At 44.8% G+C, this 23,897-nt stretch carries 15 protein-coding genes; 13 read left to right on the top strand and 2 right to left on the bottom strand.

Annotated elements, in window-relative coordinates:
- Positions 1 to 3 precede the first annotated feature (3 nt).
- Entirely contained in the window at positions 4 to 1,275 is a 1,272-nt protein-coding gene (locus tag J7I42_RS01295) for a Y-family DNA polymerase (protein WP_209136961.1), read from the bottom strand.
- Positions 1,250 to 1,630, bottom strand: coding sequence for a LexA family protein (locus J7I42_RS01290; protein WP_378571151.1), 381 nt, complete (start codon positions 1,628 to 1,630; stop codon positions 1,250 to 1,252). The genes J7I42_RS01295 and J7I42_RS01290 overlap by 26 nt, the downstream gene beginning before the upstream one ends.
- A gap of 433 nt (positions 1,631 to 2,063) precedes the next feature.
- Between J7I42_RS01290 and J7I42_RS01285 the strand changes: the two genes are divergently transcribed.
- The 13 genes from J7I42_RS01285 to J7I42_RS01225 all read left to right on the top strand — a co-directional run bounded on the left by J7I42_RS01285 (position 2,064) and on the right by J7I42_RS01225 (position 23,895).
- Positions 2,064 to 2,228 (top strand): hypothetical protein, encoded by a 165-nt coding sequence (locus tag J7I42_RS01285; RefSeq protein WP_209136959.1) that lies wholly within the window; start codon positions 2,064 to 2,066, stop codon positions 2,226 to 2,228.
- A 427-nt stretch (positions 2,229 to 2,655) separates the two neighbouring features.
- A complete protein-coding gene (locus J7I42_RS01280) occupies positions 2,656 to 5,928 on the top strand; it encodes a SusC/RagA family TonB-linked outer membrane protein (protein WP_209136958.1) in 3,273 nt (1,090 codons plus the stop codon).
- Between the two features lie 11 nt (positions 5,929 to 5,939).
- Positions 5,940 to 7,880: a RagB/SusD family nutrient uptake outer membrane protein gene (locus J7I42_RS01275; protein ID WP_209136957.1), complete on the top strand. Its 1,941-nt coding sequence runs from the start codon at positions 5,940 to 5,942 to the stop codon at positions 7,878 to 7,880.
- Positions 7,881 to 7,909: 29 nt separating this feature from the next.
- A complete protein-coding gene (locus J7I42_RS01270; protein WP_209136956.1) occupies positions 7,910 to 9,181 on the top strand; it encodes a DUF4959 domain-containing protein in 1,272 nt (423 codons plus the stop codon).
- A gap of 26 nt (positions 9,182 to 9,207) precedes the next feature.
- Positions 9,208 to 9,915, top strand: a complete 708-nt coding sequence (locus tag J7I42_RS01265) for a DUF4998 domain-containing protein (protein WP_209136955.1) — start codon at positions 9,208 to 9,210, stop codon at positions 9,913 to 9,915.
- Between the two features lie 215 nt (positions 9,916 to 10,130).
- On the top strand, positions 10,131 to 11,690 hold the full coding sequence (locus J7I42_RS01260) for a glycoside hydrolase family 28 protein (RefSeq protein ID WP_209136954.1): 1,560 nt from the start codon (positions 10,131 to 10,133) through the stop codon (positions 11,688 to 11,690).
- A gap of 40 nt (positions 11,691 to 11,730) precedes the next feature.
- Positions 11,731 to 14,859 (top strand): SusC/RagA family TonB-linked outer membrane protein, encoded by a 3,129-nt coding sequence (locus J7I42_RS01255; RefSeq protein WP_209136953.1) that lies wholly within the window; start codon positions 11,731 to 11,733, stop codon positions 14,857 to 14,859.
- 25 nt (positions 14,860 to 14,884) lie between these two features.
- Entirely contained in the window at positions 14,885 to 16,621 is a 1,737-nt protein-coding gene (locus J7I42_RS01250) for a RagB/SusD family nutrient uptake outer membrane protein (protein WP_209136952.1), read from the top strand.
- 331 nt (positions 16,622 to 16,952) lie between these two features.
- Positions 16,953 to 18,098: a glycoside hydrolase family 88/105 protein gene (locus tag J7I42_RS01245; protein ID WP_209136951.1), complete on the top strand. Its 1,146-nt coding sequence runs from the start codon at positions 16,953 to 16,955 to the stop codon at positions 18,096 to 18,098.
- Positions 18,099 to 18,169: 71 nt separating this feature from the next.
- Positions 18,170 to 20,056, top strand: a complete 1,887-nt coding sequence (locus J7I42_RS01240; protein WP_209136950.1) for a glycoside hydrolase family 97 protein — start codon at positions 18,170 to 18,172, stop codon at positions 20,054 to 20,056.
- 14 nt (positions 20,057 to 20,070) lie between these two features.
- Positions 20,071 to 22,134 carry a glucosidase family protein gene (locus J7I42_RS01235; RefSeq protein WP_209136949.1) on the top strand — a complete coding sequence of 688 codons (2,064 nt, stop codon included), beginning with the start codon at positions 20,071 to 20,073 and terminating at the stop codon, positions 22,132 to 22,134.
- A gap of 129 nt (positions 22,135 to 22,263) precedes the next feature.
- Entirely contained in the window at positions 22,264 to 22,875 is a 612-nt protein-coding gene (locus J7I42_RS01230; RefSeq protein WP_209136948.1) for a DUF5063 domain-containing protein, read from the top strand.
- Positions 22,876 to 23,004: 129 nt separating this feature from the next.
- Entirely contained in the window at positions 23,005 to 23,895 is an 891-nt protein-coding gene (locus J7I42_RS01225) for a tetratricopeptide repeat protein (protein ID WP_209136947.1), read from the top strand.
- Positions 23,896 to 23,897: the final 2 nt, after the last annotated feature.

Below are 23,897 nucleotides of genomic sequence, written 5' to 3'. Positions count from 1 at the left end.
GGCTTAGATTTTTATTGTCAATACTTCCTCTATTCTGGTGGTGTAACAGGGGGATAATTTTAGCTGCCGCAATTTCCAGCGCGAGCTAAAACCCTGTAAGGCAAACCGTACAGTATTTTTGCCAAACGATCTGTTCACCTTATCCAGCACCTGCATCAGTTGCGAATTCCGGGCCCTGTTCTCTCTATCAAAAATATTGGATTGTACTTCGGTGACCGGTTTCAGCTCCATGGCAGTGCAGCCGGTTTTACTGTAATTATAGCCCGGTCGGTATATGGTCTCAAAACCCTGGCGGGCATGCGTGATCAACTCATTGGTATTATTGGTAGCCACTGGCAGTTGAATGGTAAGCGATCGAAAATATTGCGGTTCGTTAGCGCGATGGGCATTTGTTTGTACAAAGATCTGTATTGTACTGGTAGCCAGTTGCTCACTGCGCAGTTTAGCCGCAACCATGGCCGTATAGTTTGCCAGCGCTTCCATTACTTCGTTTTTGTCGTTCAGTACTTTGCCAAAACCACGGGCCACACAGACCATTTTCTTTTTGGGTGGCATTTCTTCAAATGTTATACAGGAAATGCCGTTTAACTCATTGTACATCCGCTGCCCTACTACCGACAGGTTTTTCCGTACCCATTCTGACGGGGCACGGCTAAGGTCCCAGGCGGTGTTAAACCCATTGCGGGTTAGCAGTTTCGTATATTGACTGCCGATACCCCAGATGTCTTTTACCGGGGTGTTTTGCAACGCGAATTGTATCTTTTCCTTAGAGTCTATACAATAAACGCCCAATTGTTTGTTCCTTTTTTTCACTAACCGGTTAGCAATTTTTGCCAGCGTTTTAGAAGGCGCAATGCCAACAGATACGGGAATACCGGTATGTTGCATTACCGTGTTGCGGATGGTATGTGCATAATCGGTCAAATTATGATGCCGGAAGGAAGAGAGATTCAGAAATGCCTCATCGATGGAATATACTTCAACCTGGTTGGCAAACTGCGAAAGGGTGGTCATAACCCGGTCGCTCAGATCACCATATAAAGTATAATTGGAAGAAAAAACTGATACGTTGTGTTGTTGCAGCAGTGTTTCTATTAAGAACGAAGGCGCTCCCATTTCAATACCCAGTTCCTTTGCCTCATCTGACCGGGCAATTACACAACCATCGTTGTTGCTAAGCACAACAATGGGCTTGTTTTGCAACCGGGGCTGAAAAAGCCGCTCGCAGGAGGCATAAAAATTATTACAGTCAACCAACGCTATCATTTTTTTCATATTTGTATTTAACCACCACGGCTGTTACAACGCCCCATACCTGCATATTCATTTCTTCTGTGACTACCAATGGTTTATAAATGGGGTTTTCAGGGTGCAGAACCAATGATTTACGGGTTTGAACAATACGGCGAACAGTAAATTCGCCATTTACTACTGCCAGCACTATCATGCCACTGGCAGGTTTCAGGGACCGGTCTACCACCAGCAGAGAACCATGTGGCATACAGGCATTGATCATACTATCACCGGAAACCCGGAAGTAAAAAGTAGCAGTAGGATGTTGAACCAGGTATTGCGACAATTCAATCACATCCTCCTGGTAATCTTTTGCCGGAGATGGGAAACCCATAATTATTTGTTTGATTGCAGTACAAAAATACTAAGATTATTAGTATTTTTGTACTAATGAATTTAGTGGAAAACTTTTGGGTTTCAATGGTCCACGCCCGGTTTTAGAAAATGTAATCAGGGGATGATTTTGGTAAAATACAGATGCTGAGCGGTTTTGGTAACAAATGTAGGAAGAAAGGACACTGTATCGATCGTAACGAATTTAGTTATAACCGCAACTTAAAAAAGGATCTGTTATAACAAAAAAAGTACAAAGCATCCTTTATGAAATTTCAATATGAATTTGTTTTTTTCTTTGGTAAATGGAAAGAGATCCACGATATAAAGCTGTAAAAATTTTGATTGAAGGGAAACATATAACCGAATTCAAGGAAATCTTTACCCATGTGCCTAAAACAATTATGGCGCATGACCTGGGTACAAACAATAACCGAATGACTCGTTTGATTGCGAACGTTGACCAGTTTACGTTAGGTGAATTATATAAGATCAGTGATCTGTTGGATGTAGATTACAAGACGATTTTTACTTTGGCGCACACGCAACATTTCGGTAACGACAAACGTGGTGGTAAAAAAAACCTTAACCGGCAGACCTAGTAGAGCGTATAAACCGGTAATCCTTCTTTCAACCGCCTTTCCTGTCTATAACTGATTAGTAGCCCGGAGGGGTATAAAGGCTGTTCCTGCGTCGCAGGGACGGCCTTTTATATTGGGGGAAGGTAGAAGGTAGAAGATTTTTGGTTATGCAAGACCCTCTATTAATCTAAAAGTTCGCGCCATTCACCATTGAACACTCACGGGCTACTTCTTTTCCCTTATACCTTTATCAATTTTCTTCTTTCTTGTCAACTCGCCAACTCCCCGACAAGCCGGGGCAGGCTGTCAACTGGTCAACTCGGTCAACCCGATCTACCGAAACCGCTGTCAAAATAAGTTAATATATTGCTAATGCCAGTATGAACATCCGTGTTAGTAGTTAGTAATTTGGTAATAGCTTAAAAGACTGCTGCCAAACTAACGATTTATGAAACTAACTTGCCCTGCCCCGACCAGGTGGATAGCAGCGCTATGCTGTTTACTCTTCACCCGCTATGGCGCTTATACGCAACAGCCCATAACCAGTACATCAATTTCCAATCATTTACCAAGGGAATCGCTTAACAAGGATCCCATTCCATATGCACTTAGTATGGAAGTACGGGGAACGGTGGCCGATTCTGCCGGCCCCATGCCCGGGGTTTCGGTGTTTGTGAAAAATCAACCGGGTATTGGTACCACTACCGACCTAAATGGAAAGTATATTCTAACAGTGCCCGATGCCAATGTGGTGCTGGTATATTCCATGGTTGGTTTCGAAAACCAGGAAATATCGGTAAAGGGAAAAGAGGTGATCAATGTATCACTGAAACGTGCCTCCAACTCACTGAACGATGTGGTGGTGGTTGCTTATGGTAAACAAAAGAAACGGGACATCATAGGTTCCGTAACAACCATCAGTCCGGAAGATCTAAAAGTTCCTTCCAGTAACCTGAGCACCGCACTCGCCGGGCGTATAGCCGGTGTGATCGCTTACCAGACAAATGGTGAGCCCGGTCAGGACAATGCCTCTTTCTTTATTCGTGGTGTTACCACTTTTGGTTATAAGACCTCGCCGCTTATTTTGATCGATGGTGTTGAGTATCCCGATCTTTCGCGAATTCAGCCAGATGATATCGCCAGCTTCTCCATTATGAAAGATGCAACCGCCAGTGCCTTATATGGTGCACGTGGTGCCAACGGTGTTATATTGATCACTACTAAAGAAGGTAAACAGGGAAAAGCGAGGGTATTCATGCGTGTTGAAAACTCTGTTTCAAAACCCACCCAAACAGTAAAGCTGGCCGATCCGGTTACGTATTTAAATCTGCACCAGGAATCGGTATTGACGCGTAACCCGCTGGCGCCGCTCCCTTATTCCCAAAGCAAGATCGACAACACGAAGATGGGAACGAATCCCAATATGTTTCCTGCTGTTGACTGGATGAATATGTTGTTTAAAGACCAGGCTTTGAACCGGCGGGGTAACTTCAGTGTAAGTGGCGGCGGTCAGATCGTGAATTATTTTCTGGCAGGCTCCTTTACCCAGGATAATGGTATTCTAAAAGTAGATGAGCGTAACAATTTCAATAACAACATCAACCTGAAGACGTATAATTTACGGTCGAACGTAGGGTTGAAAGTTACCCGCACCACCGATGTAATGGTGCGCCTGTACGGCACCTTCGATGATTATAACGGGCCGGTTGATGGCGGCTCCGGTTTATATAAGAAAGTAATGCGTACCAGCCCCGTGTTATACCCCGCTTATTATCCAGTTGATGAAGAACACCAGTTCGTTAACCACATCATGTTTGGTAATTACGAAAAGGGAAATTATCTGAACCCTTATGCCGACATGGTTTCGGGTTATAAAGATTACCTCAAATCCCTGATGTCTGCACAATTCGAAGTGAAGCAGGACCTGTCATTTATTACACAGGGATTGTCGGCACGTGCATTTATGAATATAAACCGGTCCTCTTATTTTGACGTTTCACGTAATTACTTCCCATTTTACTATTCTGCAGTTGGTTATGATAAGTATACCAACAAGTACCTGTTAAACGTGATCAATCCAGATCAGGTATTGGATATTAATGTTGTGCCCCAGGGTGGGACCGATTATTTAGGTGCCCCTGTGGGCGCCGACAAAACCGTTACGTCTAATTTTTATTTTGAAAGTGCTGCGAACTACACCCGTACATTCGATAAACACGGGGTAAGCGGGTTATTGGTGGTTACGGCCCGCAGCAAACAGGAAGGCGATACCAAAACATTGCAGAAGTCATTGCCTTATCGTAACATGGGAGTTTCAGGCCGGGCTACCTATAACTACGATAGCCGCTTTTATGCCGAGTTCAACTTTGGTTATAATGGATCGGAGCGTTTCTATAAAACCGAACGTTTCGGGTTCTTCCCATCGGTTGGTGCGGCCTGGTATGTTTCTAATGAAAAATTCTTCGAGCCCCTTAAGTCAGCCGTTAATAAATTAAAACTTCGTGCAACGTATGGGCTGGTAGGAAATGATGAAATAGGCAGCCCCGATGACCGGTTTTATTACCTGTCTGATGTAAACCTGAATGCACCCGTTGGTGCCTCGTTTGGTGTCGATAACCGATACTCCCGCAATACCATTCAGATAAACAGGTACGAGAACAGGGACATTACCTGGGAAACGGCACGCAAAGCCAACTATGCCATGGAGCTGAGTATGTTTGGCAAATGGGATATCATAGCCGAGTATTATACCGAGAAGCGGTATAACATTCTGATGCCCCGTGCGTACATTCCTTATACCTTAGGCTTGCAGGTAAACCTGGATGAGAATCCGCCCAAAGCCAACGTCGGAGAAGCGTCGGGACAAGGTGTAGACATCTCTGTTGAGTACCTGCAGAATTTTGGAAAAGACCTCACCATTCAGGCCCGTGGTAATTTTACCTATGCGCACAGCCGCCTCGATAAAAACGAATCGCTGCAATATGGTGAAGACCTTAAATACCTGAATAGAACAGGGTATCCTATTTCACAAACCTGGGGGTATATAGCTGAACGGTTGTTTGTCGATGATGAGGAAGTAAATAACTCGCCTACCCAGTCATTCGGCGGTGACAAAGCAAGAGGCGGGGATATTAAATACCGCGATGTAAACCAGGATGGGGTAGTGGACAAACTGGATATGGTGCCGATCGGTTTCCCCACCACACCCGAGATCACCTATGGTTTTGGTGTTTCGGCCAAATATAAAGGCTTCGATATCTCCACCTTCTTCCAGGGAACGGCCCGCCGTTCTTTCTGGCTAGATGTAAAAGCCACCGCTCCATTTGTTGCTTACCGGTATAAATCTGATGAGCTTAAAAATTACAACTTGCAAAACCAGTTATTGCAGGCCTATGCCGATGATCACTGGTCGGAGGAGAACCGGAATTTATACGCCCTGTGGCCGCGCCTGAGTTCGAATTTGAATGTTAATAATAGTCAAACCAGCACCTGGTTTATGCGAAGCGGTGCCTTTTTGCGATTGAAGCAGGTAGAGTTTGGTTATACGTTCCCCAAGAAAGTAACTAATAGAATTCATCTCGAGAATGTGCGGATCTATGCCAACGGTACCAACCTGTTCAACTTCAGCCAGTTTAAAATATGGGACATCGAGCTGGCAGGTAACGGCCTGAACTACCCCATACAAAAGGTAATGAACGCGGGGATTCAGGTAACACTATAAATTATGCAAGGATGAAAAACGTAATAATAACAACCACTATACTGTTGCTGATGGGCACGGGTGCCTGTAAAAAATACCTGGATGTTGTACCAGACCAGGTTGGCACCATCGACAACGCCTTTACACAACGCAGCACTGCTGAAAAGTTCTTATTCACCTGTTACTCCTATTTGCCAAAACATGGCGATATGGATGATAACCCGGCCTTTAATGCCGGTGATGAAGTATGGTATATGGATCCCATTCGGGATGTGGACCCCGATTATTGGGCCATTGCCAAGGGCAACCAAACTGTAGGCAGCCCCATGGGAAGTTTTTGGACCGGCAAGAACCAGGGCATAAAATTATTTACCGCTTTACGCGATTGCAACATCTTTCTGGGAGGCATTGATAAAGTAAGGGATATGCAACCCATTGAAATAGAAAGATGGAAAGCAGAAGTAACTTTCCTGAAAGCTTACTATCATTTTTACCTTGTTCGCATGTATGGACCCATTCCCCTCGTTAAGGAAAATTTACCCGTGGGAAGTACACCCGACGAGGTACAGGTACCCCGCGACCATGTAGATAGTTGTTTCAGCTATATTGTTCAATTGCTCGACGAAGCGGCAGCCAATGAAGCCCTGCCCGCAAAAATTGTAGGGGTAGAGCAATCTGAATTGGGCAGAATTACCAAATCCATTGTACTGGCGCTGAAAGCAAAAGTACTGGTGACCGCAGCCAGTCCATTGTTTAACGGTAATCCTGACTTCGTTGGCCTTAAAGCGCAAGGTAAAGATGACGGAGAACCCCTCATAAACCCCACACCAGATCCCAAAAAATGGGAAGTTGCTGCTGCTGCTTGTAAGGAAGCTATTGAGTTTTGCCATGGCAATGCCTATTCCTTACAACGGTTTAACCCGGCGTTATATCCCGGCTGGGTCGTCAATGACACCATTAAAACGCAGCTGGGTATCCGCATGGCAGTTACAGATAAAGAGTTTAATACCGAAGTGATCTGGGCCAACACCACCAGCCGGGCAACTGATCTGCAGCGGTGGACGATGCCTATAATAGGCAGCGGTGCAACAAGCAGCAGCGGTCCCAAAGGTATTCTGGCGCCACCCTTAAAAATGGCCGAACTGTTTTATACAAATAACGGGGTGCCCATTACAGAAGACAGGACCTGGGATTATGCCGGCCGCTTTAATTTAAAAACAGCTACTCCTGCCGATACCTTTTATATAAAAAAGAACGAACAAACCGTAAAGCTTCACTTTGACCGGGAGCCACGTTTCTATGCCGATCTGGCTTTTGACCGGGGCATCTGGTTTGGCAATTGGATAAACAACTATTCCGTATCCAACATGCTGTTTGTAAAAGCCAGAAGGGCCGAGCTGGCGGCCCGGCAGGGAGTTAGTAATTTTTCCATTACGGGTTACTGGATCAAAAAGCTCATCAATATGAGCACGGTGGGTGCGTCAGATGGGAATGTTACCGGTAGCAATCAGAATCCTTATCCCTGGCCAGAGATGCGGTTAGGCGATCTGTATTTATTATATGCCGAAGCCCTGAATGAAAGCCAGGGGCCTGGCGCTGAAACGTATCGCTGGATAGATGAAGTAAGGAACAGGGCTGGCTTACCTACGGTAGCGAATTCCTGGAGTAATTTCTCCAATCAACCCACTAAATACACCACTAAATCAGGCTTGCGTGATATCATTCACCAGGAACGATTGATTGAACTGGCTTTTGAAGGCCAGCGCTTCTGGGACCTGCGAAGATGGCGGGAGGCGCATGTAGTGCTGAATGCACCCATTAAAGGCTGGAGCACCGAACAACAGGATGCCGCAGCTTATTATAAACCGGTAGTGCAATTCTCACAGATCTTTAAACTGCGCGATTATTTTTGGCCGATAGACCAGGATGAAATTTTACGGAATAAAAAACTGGTGCAGAACCCTGGCTGGTAACCCCTTTCTATAACCATCATTTAATTGCAATGAAAACAAATAAACTAATTATAACCGGTTGGCTCCTGGTAATTATTTTCACCATCAGCAACTGTAAAAAAGATGACAGAAGCCCATATGCAAAAGACGGATCTGCCCCCGATGCTATTAGCAACCCTAAAGTAACCAACCTGGCCGGCGCTGCCATAATCACCTATAACCTTCCAGATAATGAAAACCTGTTGTATGTAAAAGCCGTGTATGAATTGAAGGGCCAAAAGAAAGAAGTAAAATCATCTATGTTCCAGAAAAAGTTGGTGGTAGATGGATTTGGTGACACCGAGGAACGCACAGTGACTTTGTACGCGGTAAGCCGTAGTGAAGTAGTATCACCACCGGTTGAAGTGACAATAAAACCGCTGACGCCACCCGTTGTCAGCGTGTTTAAATCAATAAAAGCAGATTCAACGTTTGGTGGTATTAATGTAAAGTATGTGAATGATGATTCAGCAAACATCGTATTTGAGGTGTTGGTTATTGATTCGGTAGGCGACTGGGCGCATGTTGATTATAATTATACCAGTATGAAGAAGGGCAGTTTTAATGTAAGGGGATTTCCGCCTGTAGAACGCACCTGGGGTATTTATGTTCGTGACCGCTGGGATAACCACAGCGATACCCTGAGAACTAAGATCAGACCCATTTACGAAGAAACCCTGGATAAAACAAAGTTCAATGATGTACGTACTACGTTTGCCAGTTACATACCACAGCACCAGCCACTGCCCAATTCAGGAGTGCCCATGGTCAATGCAGTGGATTATTCCAGCAGTTACCCCATGAAGAATTTATACGATGGCAATGTTACCACCATGTTCCATACCAAAGAGAAATATGAGATCCCTGTATGGATCCCTATTGACCTGGATAAAAGCGGCGCCGCCAAATTTGTACTGAGCCGTTTCAAGATCTGGCAACGTACCGGCACCTTTATTTTCAACCACGGTAATCCACATCGCTGGCAGATCTGGGGCACCAATAATCCAAAAATTATCAATGGTGACTTCAATAATGTAGATCCCAATAATGGCTGGGTGAGGCTGGGCGAATGGACTATGACCAAACCTTCGGGTTGGGAAGTGGGGCAAAATTCCAATGAAGACATACAGGTAGCTACCGATGGGCAGGAATTTGAATTCCCGAATGGTATACCGCCAGTACGCTATATAGGTTGGAAAAATATTGACAGCTGGGGTTCCATTGGTGGTTATACCGGGTTTTTCCACCTGTTTGAGTTGTCGCTATGGGGACAGAAAAAGTAATCAGTTTATTAAACAAAAATTCAATTATGCGTGTAAGAAAATATAGCATCTACGGAGGGCTCCTGGTCATATGCTGCGCGGTGCTGTTTGCCTGTAGTAAGATGAATGCCACCTATGATGAATTTACAAAAGATGGGGAAGTAGTGTACATAGCAAGGGTAGATTCTGTAATAACCTATCCAGGTAATAACCGGATTGACCTGTCAATGTTGTTGATCTCAGACCCCCGCATCAGTAAAGTGAAAGTATACTGGACTGCTGGTGGTCAAACCGATTCAGTGGAGAAAGCGGTACAGCGGACCGATAATATCGATACTGTACGTTTTTCTTTTAAGAAACTGGCGGAAGCTTCTTATACTTTTAACATTTATTCCTATGACAAGGCCGGGCACCGCTCGGTAAAAAACGATGTAATAGGTGAGGTATATGGCGAGCGTTATATTTCCCAACTGGTGAACCGGGCTATAAAAAGCGGTACATATATCGATGCAACCCAATCGGCTAACATTAAATGGTTTGGTGTGGCGGGAGATGTAATTGGTCAGGAAATTATATATACCGACAATCTGGGGACACAACGAAAGTTCTTTGCAAAAAATGATGCGGCGGTCGACAGCACGCTGTTGCCTCTTTATAAAAAAGGAAGCGCATTTCAGTTCAGGACCTTGTATAAACCAGTTCTGAATGCCATCGATACTTTTTATTCCAATTATGAAAACAGGCAGGTACCATAAACCTTAAACAAACCAGTTTTTTCCTATCAGTTAGTTAGAGTCAAGGAGGCGGCCTTCGAGCCGCCTCCGCTTTTATGCAATCGTTCCCGGGAATTTTCTGCCAAAATAGTTGAATGAATAGCGAGTTCGTTATAGAATGACAGTTATAATAATCTGTTAGTTGCATCAGGAAATGCAGCCATATATGTAGGCTGCCACAACATTGACTGATGCGTATGAAAAAAGTTGTTACTGGAATAGTCTTTCTTATTTGTATAACATGGGCTCAGGCGGCGCCACCCATTGTAATAGAAATTACCCGATATGGTGCTGTAGGAGATGGTAAAACACTCAATACGGCGGCTGTTCAAAAAGCAATTGACGAATGCCATCAGCAGGGTGGAGGTAAAGTAGTGTTTCCGGCAGGCAACTGGCTTTCAGGGACCATTATATTAAAAGATCAGGTTACACTTCAATTTAACAAGGATGCCCGCCTGTTGGGCAGTACCGATATAAATGATTATCAAAACTTAGATCCCTTCACCGATGGGCTGGGCATTGATGTAGGCTGGGCATTGCTCGTAGCGGTGGATGCAAAAAATATCGGTATTGAAGGTGAAGGGGCTATTGATGGCCAGGGTTCCAAATTAAAAGAACAACAAATAGCTACTGATACGCGGCCAGAGTCACAACGATGGGGCCGCCGTCCATTTTTATTACGGATCGTTCGCTGTGAAAATGTTACGGTAAAAGGCATTACACTCAATTATGCCGCCGCCTGGACCTCCCATTATTTCCAAAGTAAAAAGATAAATATCGAAAACGTAAAAATTGTGAGCCATGGCGTGGCGCACAACGACGGCATTGATATAGATGGCTGCCAGGAAGTGCGAATAAAAAATTGTGATGTTATCAGCGGCGACGATGCGCTTTGTTTCAAAACCACGGCAAGCACCATGGCTTGCAGTAATATTGTGGTAAGTGGTATGCGTTTGAAAAGCAACCAGGGCGCTATAAAGATGGGTACCGAATCAATGGCCCCATTTGAAAATATTACCATCACCGACTGCTATATCTATGATACCAACAATGGAGGGATAAAATTATTGACGGTGGATGGTGCCCATTTACGCAATGTGCAGATCTCGGACATCACCATGGTGAATGTAAGAACACCCATGTTGTTGCGGCTCGGATCGAGGTTAAGCGTGTTTAGAAAAGGCAAAGACACCCAACAGCCTACCGGAACACTGGAAAATGTAGTCATAAAAAATGTAAAAGCGCAAGCGGCTGCCCAGGCCCAGTTAATGCCACCCTCTGGCATTCTTATCACTGGCGTACCCGGTCATTATATTACCAATGTTACCCTTGAAAATATTGAGATCAGCCTGGCTGGGGGTGGCACAATTGAAAATGCGCGGCAGCAGGTGCCCGAAGCGCTTGATAAATATCCTGAAGTAAAAACCTTTGGCCCACTGGTGCCGGCGTACGGCGTATGGGCCAGGCATGTAAAAGGATTGAAGCTGGTGAATATTACACTGCACCTGGATAGCAACGACCGGCGACCGGCCTTTGTCTGCGAAGATGGACAGAATATTGAATTGGCCAATTGGAAAATTCCGGAAACAACAGACGTGCCCGCCATTGTTCGCCTGGAAAATGTTGAGAAAGCCCACATTCATAATATAAACGTAAAAGGAACTGCAGATGCATTGGTAAAGGCTGAAGGTAACAGCAAGGGCATTCAGGTAAAAAAAAATAAAACCCCCAACATTAAGTACATGCTACGACAATAAGATGCTAAATATTCCAAAAACGAAAACGAAAACTATTGCTATGCTACACTTACGACACAAAAAAGGGTACGGCAATACCTTTTTTAAAAGAAGTGCATTCATTTCTATTTGCCTGCTATGTTCTTCTCTTCTCTTGCCTGTAATTCTTCACGCTCAGGAAAAAACGGTTATGCTTCGGGGATTGGTGAGAAACGAAAGCGGAGAACCCCTTTCCGGTGTTTCGGTGGTGGTGAAAGGCTCCAATACTGGTTCCACAACAAAGGCTGACGGCTCCTTTTCAATTTTAACACCGGTCAATTGTACGCTCTCCATCACCATGGTGGGTTATGTAAATAAAGAAATAAAAATAGGCACCACCGATCAGTTAGATCTAAGTATTTCTTTAAGTTCAGATAAATTGGAGATGGACAAAGTGATCGTAGTAGGGTATGGTACCCGGCGTAAATCAGATGTTACCGGTTCTATCGTCTCTATCAATGAACAATCCATCAAAGATATCCCTTCCTCCAATCTGGCTGCCGCTATACAGGGGCAGGGCGCTGGTATAGATATTCAACGAAGCGGCGCCAACAGCAAGCCAGGTGCAACGCCAAACATTTTGATCAGAGGTTCCAGGTCATTAGGTGCCAGCAACGACCCGTTGATCGTTGTGGATGGCATTCCTTTCAATGGAAGTATAAACGACCTGAACCAGGATGATGTGGCTTCCGTTGAGATCTTAAAAGATGGTTCCTCTACTGCCATCTATGGTTCACGGGGTGCCAATGGCGTGATCCTGATCTCCACCAAACGCGGCAAAACTGCCAAACCTGTATTTACTTACAGCGGTTATGTGGGCACCAGCAAATTGACCAAAGAATTCCCGGTAATGAATGCTGCTGAATTTACTGACCTGAAAAAATGGGCCAACATTATTGCCAATCCCGGTAAATACAGCGGGCTCGATGATCCACAGTTCCTGACCAATGGCATATTTGATCCTGCAGAAGTAGAAGGAATAAAAACGGGCCGCAATACCGATTGGCAAAGCCTTATTTATAAAACCGGGATGATCACCGACCACCAGTTAGGTGTTTCCGGCGGAACCGATCAGACGCAATATGCGATCTCAGGCGGTTATTTTAACCAGACCGGTATTTATTATGGACAAAGTTTTGAGCGCTCCACGGTGAAATTGAGTATCGATCAACAGTTAGGAAAGATATTTAAAGTAGGATTGAACTCGCTGAACACTTATTCGGTGCGGAAAGGCGAGAGTGCTAACCCTATGGCCCAGGCGTTACGTGCCAGTCCATTGGCGTCGCCTTATGATAGTGTTGGAAATATTTTAAATACTTATGTGCCGGGCAGCGCGAATCAGGTCTGGAATCCGCTGGCCGACCTGATACCCGGCGCCGCTATAGAAAACAGAAAGCGTCTGGGAACATTCACCACACTGTATTTGGAAGCTAATTTAATCAAAGGGTTAAAATATCGCTTGAATGCCGGGGCGGAGATCAGATCGGATGTATATGGTAACTTTTATTCCGATAAAACAAGTTTTCGTGTTAATCAGGGCGGTTCTGCTTCCTCAAACCGCAACGATGTATCGAACAACTACACGTTGGAAAATCTGTTGATCTATGATGCCACATTTGCAAAAAAGCATAAGCTGAATTTTACTGGTTTATACAGTTTACAGGAGGTCAGCTCCAAATTAAACCAGTTTGACAATACAAACATCCTGGCCGATTACCTGGCTTATTTTAATCCAACTTACGGATCAAACCTTAAAGGAACAGGCAGTTCTTCCAAAGCCGATATTCTCTCGTACATGGGAAGAGTGAACTACAGTTACAATGACCGTTACCTGTTAACTTTAACAATACGTGCTGATGGGTCATCCCGCCTGGCCGAGGGAAACAAATGGCATTCTTTCCCCTCCGCAGCTTTTGCCTGGAATGTGAACCAGGAGAGCTTCATGCAAAATATCTCAGCAATCAGTAATCTGAAGCTCAGGGCCAGCTATGGCAGCGTTGGGCAACAGTCAATCAAAGCCTATCAAACGCTGGGGCAATTATCAGGGTTGGTATATAATTATGGTTCAAACATGATCACTGGCGCTTATTTAAGTTCTACGGTTAACAATACACTTACCTGGGAATATACCAAAACAGCCAACCTGGGTCTCGATTTCGGATTGCTAGGTAACCGGATTACCGGTTCTGTGGAAGTGTATAAGGCATTTACCAATTCTCTGTTGTTGCCGCAAACATTGCCTCCTACGTCAGGCATCCCCAATCCTATTGTTTCCAATGTAGGTAAAACAGAGAACCGGGGTATTGAAGTGCATGTCAGCACCACTAACATACAGGCACAAACCCGAAAGGATTTCAGCTGGACGAGTGATTTCAACTTCTTTATTAACCGGGGTAAAATAACCCAGTTGGCAGGCGGGGTAACAAGGGATGCTGCCAATGGCTGGTTTGTTGGTCAACCCCTGGATGTGTACTATGATTATCAAAGAGTGGGTATCTGGCAGAATACCGCAGAAGATACGGCGGCCGCCAAAGCCCTGGGTTTATCAGTATCTGGTAACTCATCAGTAATTGGCACCATTCGCGTGGCTGACATCAGTGGCCCTGATGGAAAACCAGATTCAAAGATCGATGCAACCTATGATCGCATTATTGTAGGTACAAGCCAACCCAAATGGGAGGGTGGTACCACGCAGCGTTTTGGTTTCCGTGGTTTTGATCTGACTGTAGTGGCATTTGCAAGATGGGGGTATACCATGAACAGCAGTTTGTATGGCGGCAATTTCGTAAACACCTATCAGGGAACGTACAATAATTTAAAAACTCATTACTGGACACCGGAGAACCACGAGCCATGGAATCCAAAGGCAAACTCAGCCGCTACCAATCCCTTGAACCGCTCGGTACTGAGTTATTTCGATGGATCATTTGTAAAGATCAGAAGCATAAGTCTTGGATACAATCTTGACCAGTCATTGGTAAAACGCATAGGAGCAAAGAATTTCCGGGTTTATGCCACCGCAGCAGATCCGTTTATTCTTTTCTCGCCATACCGCCGGGCAGGCGGTATAGATCCCGAAGGTTCGGGGTCGGTGGGCATAGATACACCGCCTACCTGGTCAATGATTGTTGGAATTAATATGTCGTTTTAATTTTTTACAAGCCAAAATGAGCTATATGAAAAAGATATTTTTATTCTGCAGCGGACTCCTGATCGTAGTGAGCGGCTGTAATAAAAAACTCAAGGAAGAACCCAACTCCATTCTTGTTCCTGCATTTTTTCAAACCAGTCAGGGTTTACAGGCCGGTTTAGATGCCGCGTATGCAGGGATGCGAAATTTTTGGGGTGCGCAGGAATTGTTTACTGCCACGGTAATTGGCACCGATGAATTTCAACGTGGTGTTGATGGCAACAGTGATATAAACCTGTATAGTTATACTTCTTCACATGGCACCACCACTACGCTTTGGCGGGCAGCGTATGTTTTCATCAATACCTGTAACGGCGTTATTGATAATGCCGATAAGGTAGATATGCCGGTAGCTACAAAGAACAATATTGTGGCGGAAGCTAAATTCCTTCGGGCCAATTATTATTTTATTCTTGCACAGTTTTGGGGCGATGTTACGTTGAGCCTGCATTTTCAGTCAGCCGCTACAACCACAGCCAAACGTGATCCCCTGGCAAGTGTTTATGATGCCATTATTCAGGACCTGAAAGATGCCATAGCTGTATTACCTGCCAGTCCAAAAAGCAATGGGGTGTTAGCAGGAAAAGCTACTGCCGTAGCTGCGAAACATGTTCTGGCAAAAGTATACCTCACCCGTGCCGGCTCTGCTGTAAAAAAAGCGGATGACTATCAGAATGCCTATAATACTGCTGTGGATATTATCAATAACAAGTCATCATTGGGGCTGAATTTAGTACCCGACTTTAGTAAAGTGTTTGCGGAAGGGAATGAGGAAAATGAGGAAGTACTGTGGAGCGTGCAACACACCGCGAACCTGGCGTATAATGGTCCGAATAACAGTGGTATAAGTTCAAGTAATGGGATTAGTACCTACAGTGCCGACAATGTATTAAATCATATGTGGGTAGGCCAGTATGAGAAAAGACCAGGTATGATCCGTAGTACGCCGTATGGCCGTCCCTATATCCGATGTATCCCTACCCGTTGGTTAACCGATACGGCTTTTAAAGAAAGAGTGAATGATACCCGGTACAGCAAAACTTTTCAAATCGTATGGTATGCCAACAATCCCGATCCCAAAGGGTATCCGGTGTGGCCCAATCCATTACCAGCCGGTGCGCCAGCAGATGCAGTAGCCGGGCAACCGAAGTTTAAATTAGGTGATACAGCCATTTACATGCCTGGTGTTGATAAGACCAATGCACAAATAGCCGCCAGCCGGTATCTGCTTATTCCGCCCGGTAAGTACGATAATACGCTTTCGGCAACCATGATGAAATATTTCGATACCAAAAGGGCTGATCTCAACTCGCCCTCTGTAAGACCAGTGATAGCTTTCCGCCTGGCAGAAACCTATCTGGTAGCAGCAGAAGCGGCCTTTAATTTGGGAAATATGCCCGATGCAGTAAAATACATTAATGCCGTACGGGAAAGAGCTGCTTATCCAACCGGGAATGCAACGGCTATGGATATTACGGCGTCTGATTTATCACGGGACTTTATATTGGATGAACGGACCCGTGAACTCTGTGGGGAAAATGTTCGGTGGTGGGACCTGGTGCGCACTGGCAAACTATTGGAACGGGTGCGCCTGCATAATAAAGAAGCGGCTGCTAATATTATTGAGAAACATGTGTTACGCCCAATTCCCCAGGCACAAATAGATGCTACTACAACTGGTGATCCGTATAATAACAGTTTGTATTTTCCATTATGGAATTAGTGGGAAGTTGATCAGTTGACACCCTGCCCCGACGTGTCGGGGAGGAGTAAGTTGGTATGGGTGATAGGGGTAACAAGGTTGATAAGGGAAGGCAGAAAGCAATGGGCCCTCCTACGCTAAAGCTTCGGCGGACGAGGCAATGGGCAAGGATTTTTGGCGGCGCAAGATAGTTATTAGTTTCAATAGTCGCGAGTCACGTCTGCCGTCTGCCGTCTGCCGTCTGCCGTCTGCCGTCTGCCGTCTGCCGTCTGCCGTCTGCCGATTCACGATTGCCGATTGTTAGCCAATGGTCACTTTATTAAACAGTATATTCATAATAACTAACGAGTAAATGAAACAAACGATTCAATGCCTGTTATTGGCGCTTGGGATTGCACAATTGCAACCGGTAGTCTGCGAAGCACAATCAAAAAAAGCGCTGGCCGATTTCTCAAAATGGCCGGCCGGTACCTCACCCCAGGAAGTTGGAAAAAGAGTGGCGGAGCATTTTGTAGTTACGCCACATACCAACTTTGGCCGCACCACGCCACCCAGAACTATTACCTATCCGGAAACCTGTACCTGGTATGGCGCCCTCACCTTTGCCAAACAATCTGGCGATAAAGATTTGGTTAAAAAGCTGGTGCAACGTTTTGACCCTATGTTTGGCGCCCAGGATACCCTGATCCCCAAACCGGTGCATGTAGATGCGACCGTTTTTGGGTCAGTGCCTTTTGAATTGTATATGCAAACAAAAGACAATCGGTATCTGGAGATTGGGAAACGTTTTGCTGATAAGCAGTGGGACAGTCCGGAAGGCCCGCATGTAAAGCCTGAGTCACAAGGATATCTTGATCGTGGCTACTCCTGGCAAACCCGCATGTGGATCGATGATATGTTTATGATCACCGCGGTACAATCACAGGCCTACCGGGCTACCAATGATAAAAAGTATATTGAAAGAGCGGCGAAGGAAATGGTACTTTATCTGGATTCATTGCAAAAACCAAATGGGCTGTTTTATCATGCACCCGATGTGCCATATTTCTGGGGCCGCGGTGATGGCTGGATGGCAGCGGGAATGGCGGAATTGTTACGTTCCTTACCAAAGAATAGTCCGTATCGCGAGCGCATTATGAAAGGCTATAAAACCATGATGGCTTCTTTGCTGAAATACCAGGCAGAAAATGGGATGTGGCGCCAGTTGATCGATGATCCCGAATCATGGGCTGAAACTTCCTGCACCGGAATGTTCACCTTTGCAATGATCACAGGTGTGAAGAATGGCTGGCTCGATGCGGCTACTTATGGGCCTGCTGCCCGCAAAGGCTGGCTGGCGTTGATCACTTACATCGATAATAACAACGATGTGCGTGAAGTGTGTGAAGGCACCAATAAGAAGAATGACCGTCAATACTACCTAGACCGCAAGCGTAATATTGGTGACCTGCACGGGCAAGCTCCGGTACTATGGTGTGCAACCGCGTTGTTACGATAATATAAAATCCTACACCTGTCAGTCTCCAGCCTGGCAGGTTTTTTAAATACGTTGGCAATAAATAAGATTATATGAAAAGAGCAATATTCATTGGTATAACCCTTTTCATTTCCATTAGTTGTGTAAGAGCATCACCTGCCGACACTATATTGATCACAAGCCCAGACCGCCAAATACAATGCAGGCTCTTTCAACAGAACAGTCAACTTCATTTTGCTGTTACGTATAATAATATTCCGGTTGTAGAAAATTCAGCAATAGTGATGATGCTGAACGATCTGCCCGTGCTGGAGAAGCTACAAATAGCCACTGAGCTTCGCTACCAGCTCAATGAGCACTATCCCTGGTTCGGTGCGCATGCCACTGCAATGAACCTTTGTTCAGGAATAAAGATCCTTCTGCAGCGTCAAAAAGTGGTAGATACACTGGAAGTACGGGTCTTTAATGATGGAGTAGCCTTTAGAACAATACTCCCTGCCGCAGATAGCACTATTCATATTCCCGACGAAGCAACAATTTTCAATATCCCTGCAGGAAGCCTGTTGTGGTATCATGACCTGACAATGCATTATGAAGGCGTACATGAAAAAAAAGAGATCAGCCAGGTACAGGCCGGGGAGTGGGTAGCGCCGCCAGCTACTTATAAATTACCAAAAGGCGTGTATGCATCCATTACTGAGGCCAACCTGGTGAATTATCCGGGTATGGCATTACAGGCAAATGGAAGTAATGGATTACAAATTCGCCTGGCTCATCGCCAAAGGGCTTCCTATCCTTACCGGTTGCGATATACCCCTGAAGATACATTACGGTTACAACAGCCCGCTGCAATTGCCGGCACCATCATTACGCCCTGGCGGGTTGTGATCATTGGTAGTACCCTGAATACGCTCGTGAATAGTGATATCGTGAATAATCTTTGCCCACCACCAGATAAAACCTTGTTTCCGGAAGGCATATATACCAGTTGGGTACAACCCGGGCGGGCCGTATGGAAATACCTCGATGGCGGTGGCAATGGCAGTGTTGACGCACTAAAGAAGTTTACAGATGATGCCGCTACACTGGGTTTTGAATACAATATACTCGAAGGCTTTTGGGCACGTTGGGGAGGCGATACATTACGGCAATTGATAGATTATTCTCGCCAGAAAAAAGTAGGCATCTGGTTATGGAAGCATTCCAAAACGTTACGCAATACCAGTGACAGGCAGGCATTTTTTAAAAAATGTCATGACCTGGGAGTAACAGGTTTAAAGATCGACTTCTTCGATCACGAAGCCAAAGAAACTATTGACCTGTATTCGGCCATATTACGGGAAGCTGCCGAAAATCATTTACTCCTCGATTTTCATGGCGCCAATAAACCCACAGGCTTGGCACGCACCTGGCCAAATTTATTGACCAGTGAAGCTGTAAAAGGTATGGAAGCCAGTAAGCTCACTGACAGGGCAACGCATGAAACAACGATCCCGTTCACCCGCTGTTTGGCTGGTCCGGCGGAATACACGGTGCTGCTTTTTAGTGAACGTAGGCAGAACACCACTTGGGCGCACCAGATAGCCAGTACCGCAATACTTAATTCTTCCTTGCTTACGTATGCAGCGAATCCCGGGAACATCGAAAGCAATCCAGCCGTGGTCGTAATTAAAGATATTCCAGCCGTATGGGATGAGACCATCGTATTACCGGAGTCGGCCATTGGTGAACTGGCTGCTTACGTGCGCCGAAAGGGGAGCAAATGGTTTGTGGCTGTTATGAATGGGGCTACTCCTAAAAAGTTAACAATTCCCCTGGGTTTTCTTCAATCCGGAAAATATAATGTCAATGAAGTAAAAGATGATGGCAACAATGCCGCATCGGTAGTGGTTGAGCATAAAAGCTATACAAAGAAAAATTTTATTGAGCTGGAGTTAGTGGCCGGCGGTGGTTATCTGGCTGAATTTTCCTCTAATTAAAAGGAAGTATAATAATGAATATTAGTTTCATCAAAAAAGGATGTTGTTTTTTTATATGGTTGAGCAGTTTCTCCTTATCACTTCTCGCACAACAGTCGCACCTGCCAGTACAGCAAGACCGATGGAGAATATTACCAGATGGCAGCATTGAATGGCCTATCGACAATCGCCTGCCACATAATGACCATGTAGAGATGAGTGGTGAGAAAGTGTCGATGTGGGTGCAGTATGGCGTCAATAGCGAGGGACAGCCCGCTATAAACCGTACCATGGTGTTTCCCACCTTCCGCTTATTGCCAGTTCGCACCATTGCCAGCATGACCTATAACGTTACGGATGGTGACCTGCCCCGGTTCCTTATCAATGATAAATTATTAAAAGCCGGGGTGTACAATGCTGCAGTTGCAACCGATATGCCGGAGAAAGTAACAAGCATCAGACAAAAAGGGATTTTACAAATAAAGAGTGAAATTGGAAAAGACAAATCGGTAAGCTTACAGCGTACGCTTTTCCCTTCTGTAGATAAACCCGTGGCACTGGAGAAATGGGTGTTTACAAATACAGGTAAGCAACCAGTAAAAATTGAAATGGAATACCTGTACAGGGAAGTACGACCTGCAGTGGAAAGAACCACACCCGTGCCGCACAGTTTTATTGTAACTACAATTAATGAAGGATTGAAAACCGTAGCGCCCGGTGACTCGGTTCAATTTGGGATTTTATATGAGGCGGCCGATAAAGGCAATCCATTGCCATCGGTTGATATAAATGCGGCTTACAACGACAGATTGCAAAGAGTAAGCAATATTGTATCCTTGTTACAATTGGAAACGCCTGATCCGGTTTTAAACACTGCCTTTGCTTTTGCCAAGATCCGGGCAACGGAAAGCATCTATAAAACAAAGGGTGGTTATTTACATGGCCCTGGTGGTTTGCGGTATTATGCAGCCATTTGGGCGAATGACCAGGCGGAATATGTAAATCCTTTTTTTGCTTTTCTGGGAGATGAAACAGGGAATAAGTCGGCAATGAATGCCTACCGTTGGTTTGCAAAATATATGAATGATGAATACCGGCCCATTCCCAGTTCTATAATTGCCGAAGGCGATGCTACCTGGCATGGCGCTAAAGACAGAGGCGATATGGCCATGATCGCCTATGGAGCATCCCGATATGCATTAACATATGGCAACCATGATTCAGCCAAAGTATTATGGCCATTGATTGAATGGTGTCTGGAGTATTTAAAAAGGAAAGTAAATGAGCAGGGGGTAGTAGCCAGTAACAGCGATGAGCTGGAGAATCGTTTCCCCGCAGGTAAAGCCAATTTGCACACAAGTGTATTGTATTATGATGCGTTGCGTTCTGCTGCCATGCTGGGACGGCAATTGAACATGCCAAAAGAGCAATCTGCGCAATATGAAAAAGAAGCGCAGACTATGAGAAAGAATATAGAACAATTCTTCGGTGCCAAGGTGGAAGGCTTTGCTACCTATCGCTATTATGAAGGGAATGATACGCTGAGGGCCTGGATCTGTTCCCCCCTGACAGTAGGCCTATTCGAAAGAAAGGAGGGGACTATTGCAGCCTTGTTTTCTCCCCGTTTGTGGACAGAAGACGGTCTGGCCTCTTTAGCTGGTAATGCCACTTTTTGGGACCGTAGTACCTTATATGCATTACGTGGCGTACTGGCGGCCGGCGAAACGGAGAAGGCAATGGAATTCCTGCGTTATTATTCGCAACGGCGATTGTTAGGTGAACATGTGCCTTACGCGGTAGAAGCCTATCCCGAAGGCAATCAGCGGCATTTATCGGCAGAAAGTGGCTTGTATTGCAGAATTTATACGGAAGGGTTATTTGGCATGCGCCCCGTGGGGTTTAATAGTTTTGAATGTTCACCACGTTTACCAAATGGCTGGAAGCAGATGGCGTTGCGAAACGTACATTCGTTCGGAAATGTTTTTGATCTCATTGTGCACAGGGCGGATAAAGGAAAGCTGAATATAGTGATAAAGAAAGGCGGTAAAGAAGCCTCATATATAATTAAAGAAGGAGCTTCAACACTCATACAGCTATAAATTATAATACAGTATAAATACTGTTTATACGCGTGTAATGCCGCGATTTTATAACGAAATGTACGAATACGCAGTTGAAAGAATTGATACCGGGCTGAATTACAATATCAGCCCGTTTTTTAGTGTTGTATGTACAATAATCAGGCATCATTTTTGGGCATTTCAATGGCAACCATTATTTCAATAACCGCTATTGAGAACACTTTGCCACTATCTGATAAGATACTAGTATCTAAAATTATTGCGACCAACGAGTTTACCAGCTTCATTGATGCTGCAAAAAGTTATTGTTCCTTTATTGAATCATACGAAGCAGAAACAGCCCGCTATTTTATTCTTCAATCACAAAATCATTTATTGTCCCTGTATAACCTGGGAAATTGTATGATCCTGATGGAGGAAAAAAGCGATCAAAAGTTTGAGGTAAAGCTCGACGAACTCGAATTTCAAAGAACCCTCCATTTTATAGCAGACCGGCTATGGGATTATCGCTATTACTGGTATGTATTTGATCCTACTGCCAAGAAAAAGGACGCGGGTATAGTCTACGGTGACCTGTATGAAGACCTGGGCGCCATTTATAAATACCTGAAACAAACACTGTTGTTGTATGGCATGAAATCGTCTGAAGCCAAACAGAATGCCGTTTGGGATTTTAAATGGAATTTTGATGCGCATTGGAGCGGGCACTGCGCCAATGCCATTTGCGCCATTCATTATTTTCTTCAGAAGAGTAGATAATATGATTAAGCAAAAAGGTCCCTTTAAGGCTATACGGTAATCACTTATCGATAAAGAATATCCATTGGTAAAAATTAATATGTTTATTTAGGCGCTATTTGTAGTTTTGGCTCATCCCAATATCCGACAATGCCTAAACAAATATTGCTGTGTTTACTTGTACTCCTTGCTGGTCAGTCTTTTGCACAGAACTATAAAGGAGCTTTCAACCGGTTGTTAAAAGAAAAAGATACGGCCGCACAAAGGCAATTGCTTCAAACCTGGCAGCAGGCAGCTCCCACTGATGCGGAATTGTTCGTGGCCTATTTCAATTATTATTTCCGTGCCAGCCGTCAGGAAATAGTTCATTTATCTGAAGGGGATAACGGGAATCCCTCACTTGCATTAACAGACAGCACCGGGTCTCCCGTAGGCTTTCTCTCTGAAGATTTTGGTTATGACAGCGCTCTGCTGGAAAGAGCTTTTCATTACATTAATAAAGGAATAAGTAATTATACCACGCGGTTAGACATGCGGTTTGGAAAGATCTATGCGCTTGGCCAGATCGAAAACTATGAAAGTTTCACCAACGAGATCATCACGGCTATCGAACTGTCTAATAAATTAAAAAGTCAGTGGGCATGGGCCGATAATAAAAAGCTGGAGAACCCTGAGACGTTTTTCCTGGGTGCCATTCAGGATTACGTTGTGCAATTATACAATGCAGGTGATGACCAATTGAACAGAATGCGCCGCATTGCTCAAACTGTTTTGAAATATTATCCCAAACATGTAGAGAGCCTTTCCAACCTGGCCATCACTTATGGATTGCAAGGCAATTATGATAAAGCACTGGAATCATTATTGCAAGCCGAAAAGATCATGCCCCGCGACGTGATCGTACTCAATAACATTGCTACCATGTACGAACGAAAAGGTGATAAAACAAACGCTATCAAATATTTTGAACTTACTGCAAAACTGGGCGACAAAGAAACCCGGAATGCAGCGGTGGAGAAGTTGAAGGAATTGAAAAATTAATA

Origin of the sequence: Niastella soli, from assembly GCF_017742245.1 — a bacterium.
GTDB lineage: Bacteria > Bacteroidota > Bacteroidia > Chitinophagales > Chitinophagaceae > Niastella > Niastella soli.
Note: the sequence above shows the minus strand (reverse complement) of the source record. Positions and strands in the feature narration are given on the sequence as shown.

Excerpts from the sequence above, each read along its gene's own strand:
- J7I42_RS01295 (WP_209136961.1), bottom strand. The coding sequence starts at position 1,275 with ATGAAAAAAATGATAGCGTTGGTTGACTGTAATAATTTTTATGCCTCC.
- J7I42_RS01285 (WP_209136959.1), top strand. The coding sequence starts at position 2,064 with ATGACTCGTTTGATTGCGAACGTTGACCAGTTTACGTTAGGTGAATTA.
- J7I42_RS01280 (WP_209136958.1), top strand. The coding sequence starts at position 2,656 with ATGAAACTAACTTGCCCTGCCCCGACCAGGTGGATAGCAGCGCTATGC.
- J7I42_RS01275 (WP_209136957.1), top strand. The coding sequence starts at position 5,940 with ATGAAAAACGTAATAATAACAACCACTATACTGTTGCTGATGGGCACG.
- J7I42_RS01270 (WP_209136956.1), top strand. The coding sequence starts at position 7,910 with ATGAAAACAAATAAACTAATTATAACCGGTTGGCTCCTGGTAATTATT.
- J7I42_RS01265 (WP_209136955.1), top strand. The coding sequence starts at position 9,208 with ATGCGTGTAAGAAAATATAGCATCTACGGAGGGCTCCTGGTCATATGC.
- J7I42_RS01260 (WP_209136954.1), top strand. The coding sequence starts at position 10,131 with ATGAAAAAAGTTGTTACTGGAATAGTCTTTCTTATTTGTATAACATGG.
- J7I42_RS01255 (WP_209136953.1), top strand. The coding sequence starts at position 11,731 with ATGCTACACTTACGACACAAAAAAGGGTACGGCAATACCTTTTTTAAA.
- J7I42_RS01250 (WP_209136952.1), top strand. The coding sequence starts at position 14,885 with ATGAAAAAGATATTTTTATTCTGCAGCGGACTCCTGATCGTAGTGAGC.
- J7I42_RS01245 (WP_209136951.1), top strand. The coding sequence starts at position 16,953 with ATGAAACAAACGATTCAATGCCTGTTATTGGCGCTTGGGATTGCACAA.
- J7I42_RS01240 (WP_209136950.1), top strand. The coding sequence starts at position 18,170 with ATGAAAAGAGCAATATTCATTGGTATAACCCTTTTCATTTCCATTAGT.
- J7I42_RS01235 (WP_209136949.1), top strand. The coding sequence starts at position 20,071 with ATGAATATTAGTTTCATCAAAAAAGGATGTTGTTTTTTTATATGGTTG.
- J7I42_RS01230 (WP_209136948.1), top strand. The coding sequence starts at position 22,264 with ATGTACAATAATCAGGCATCATTTTTGGGCATTTCAATGGCAACCATT.
- J7I42_RS01225 (WP_209136947.1), top strand. The coding sequence starts at position 23,005 with ATGCCTAAACAAATATTGCTGTGTTTACTTGTACTCCTTGCTGGTCAG.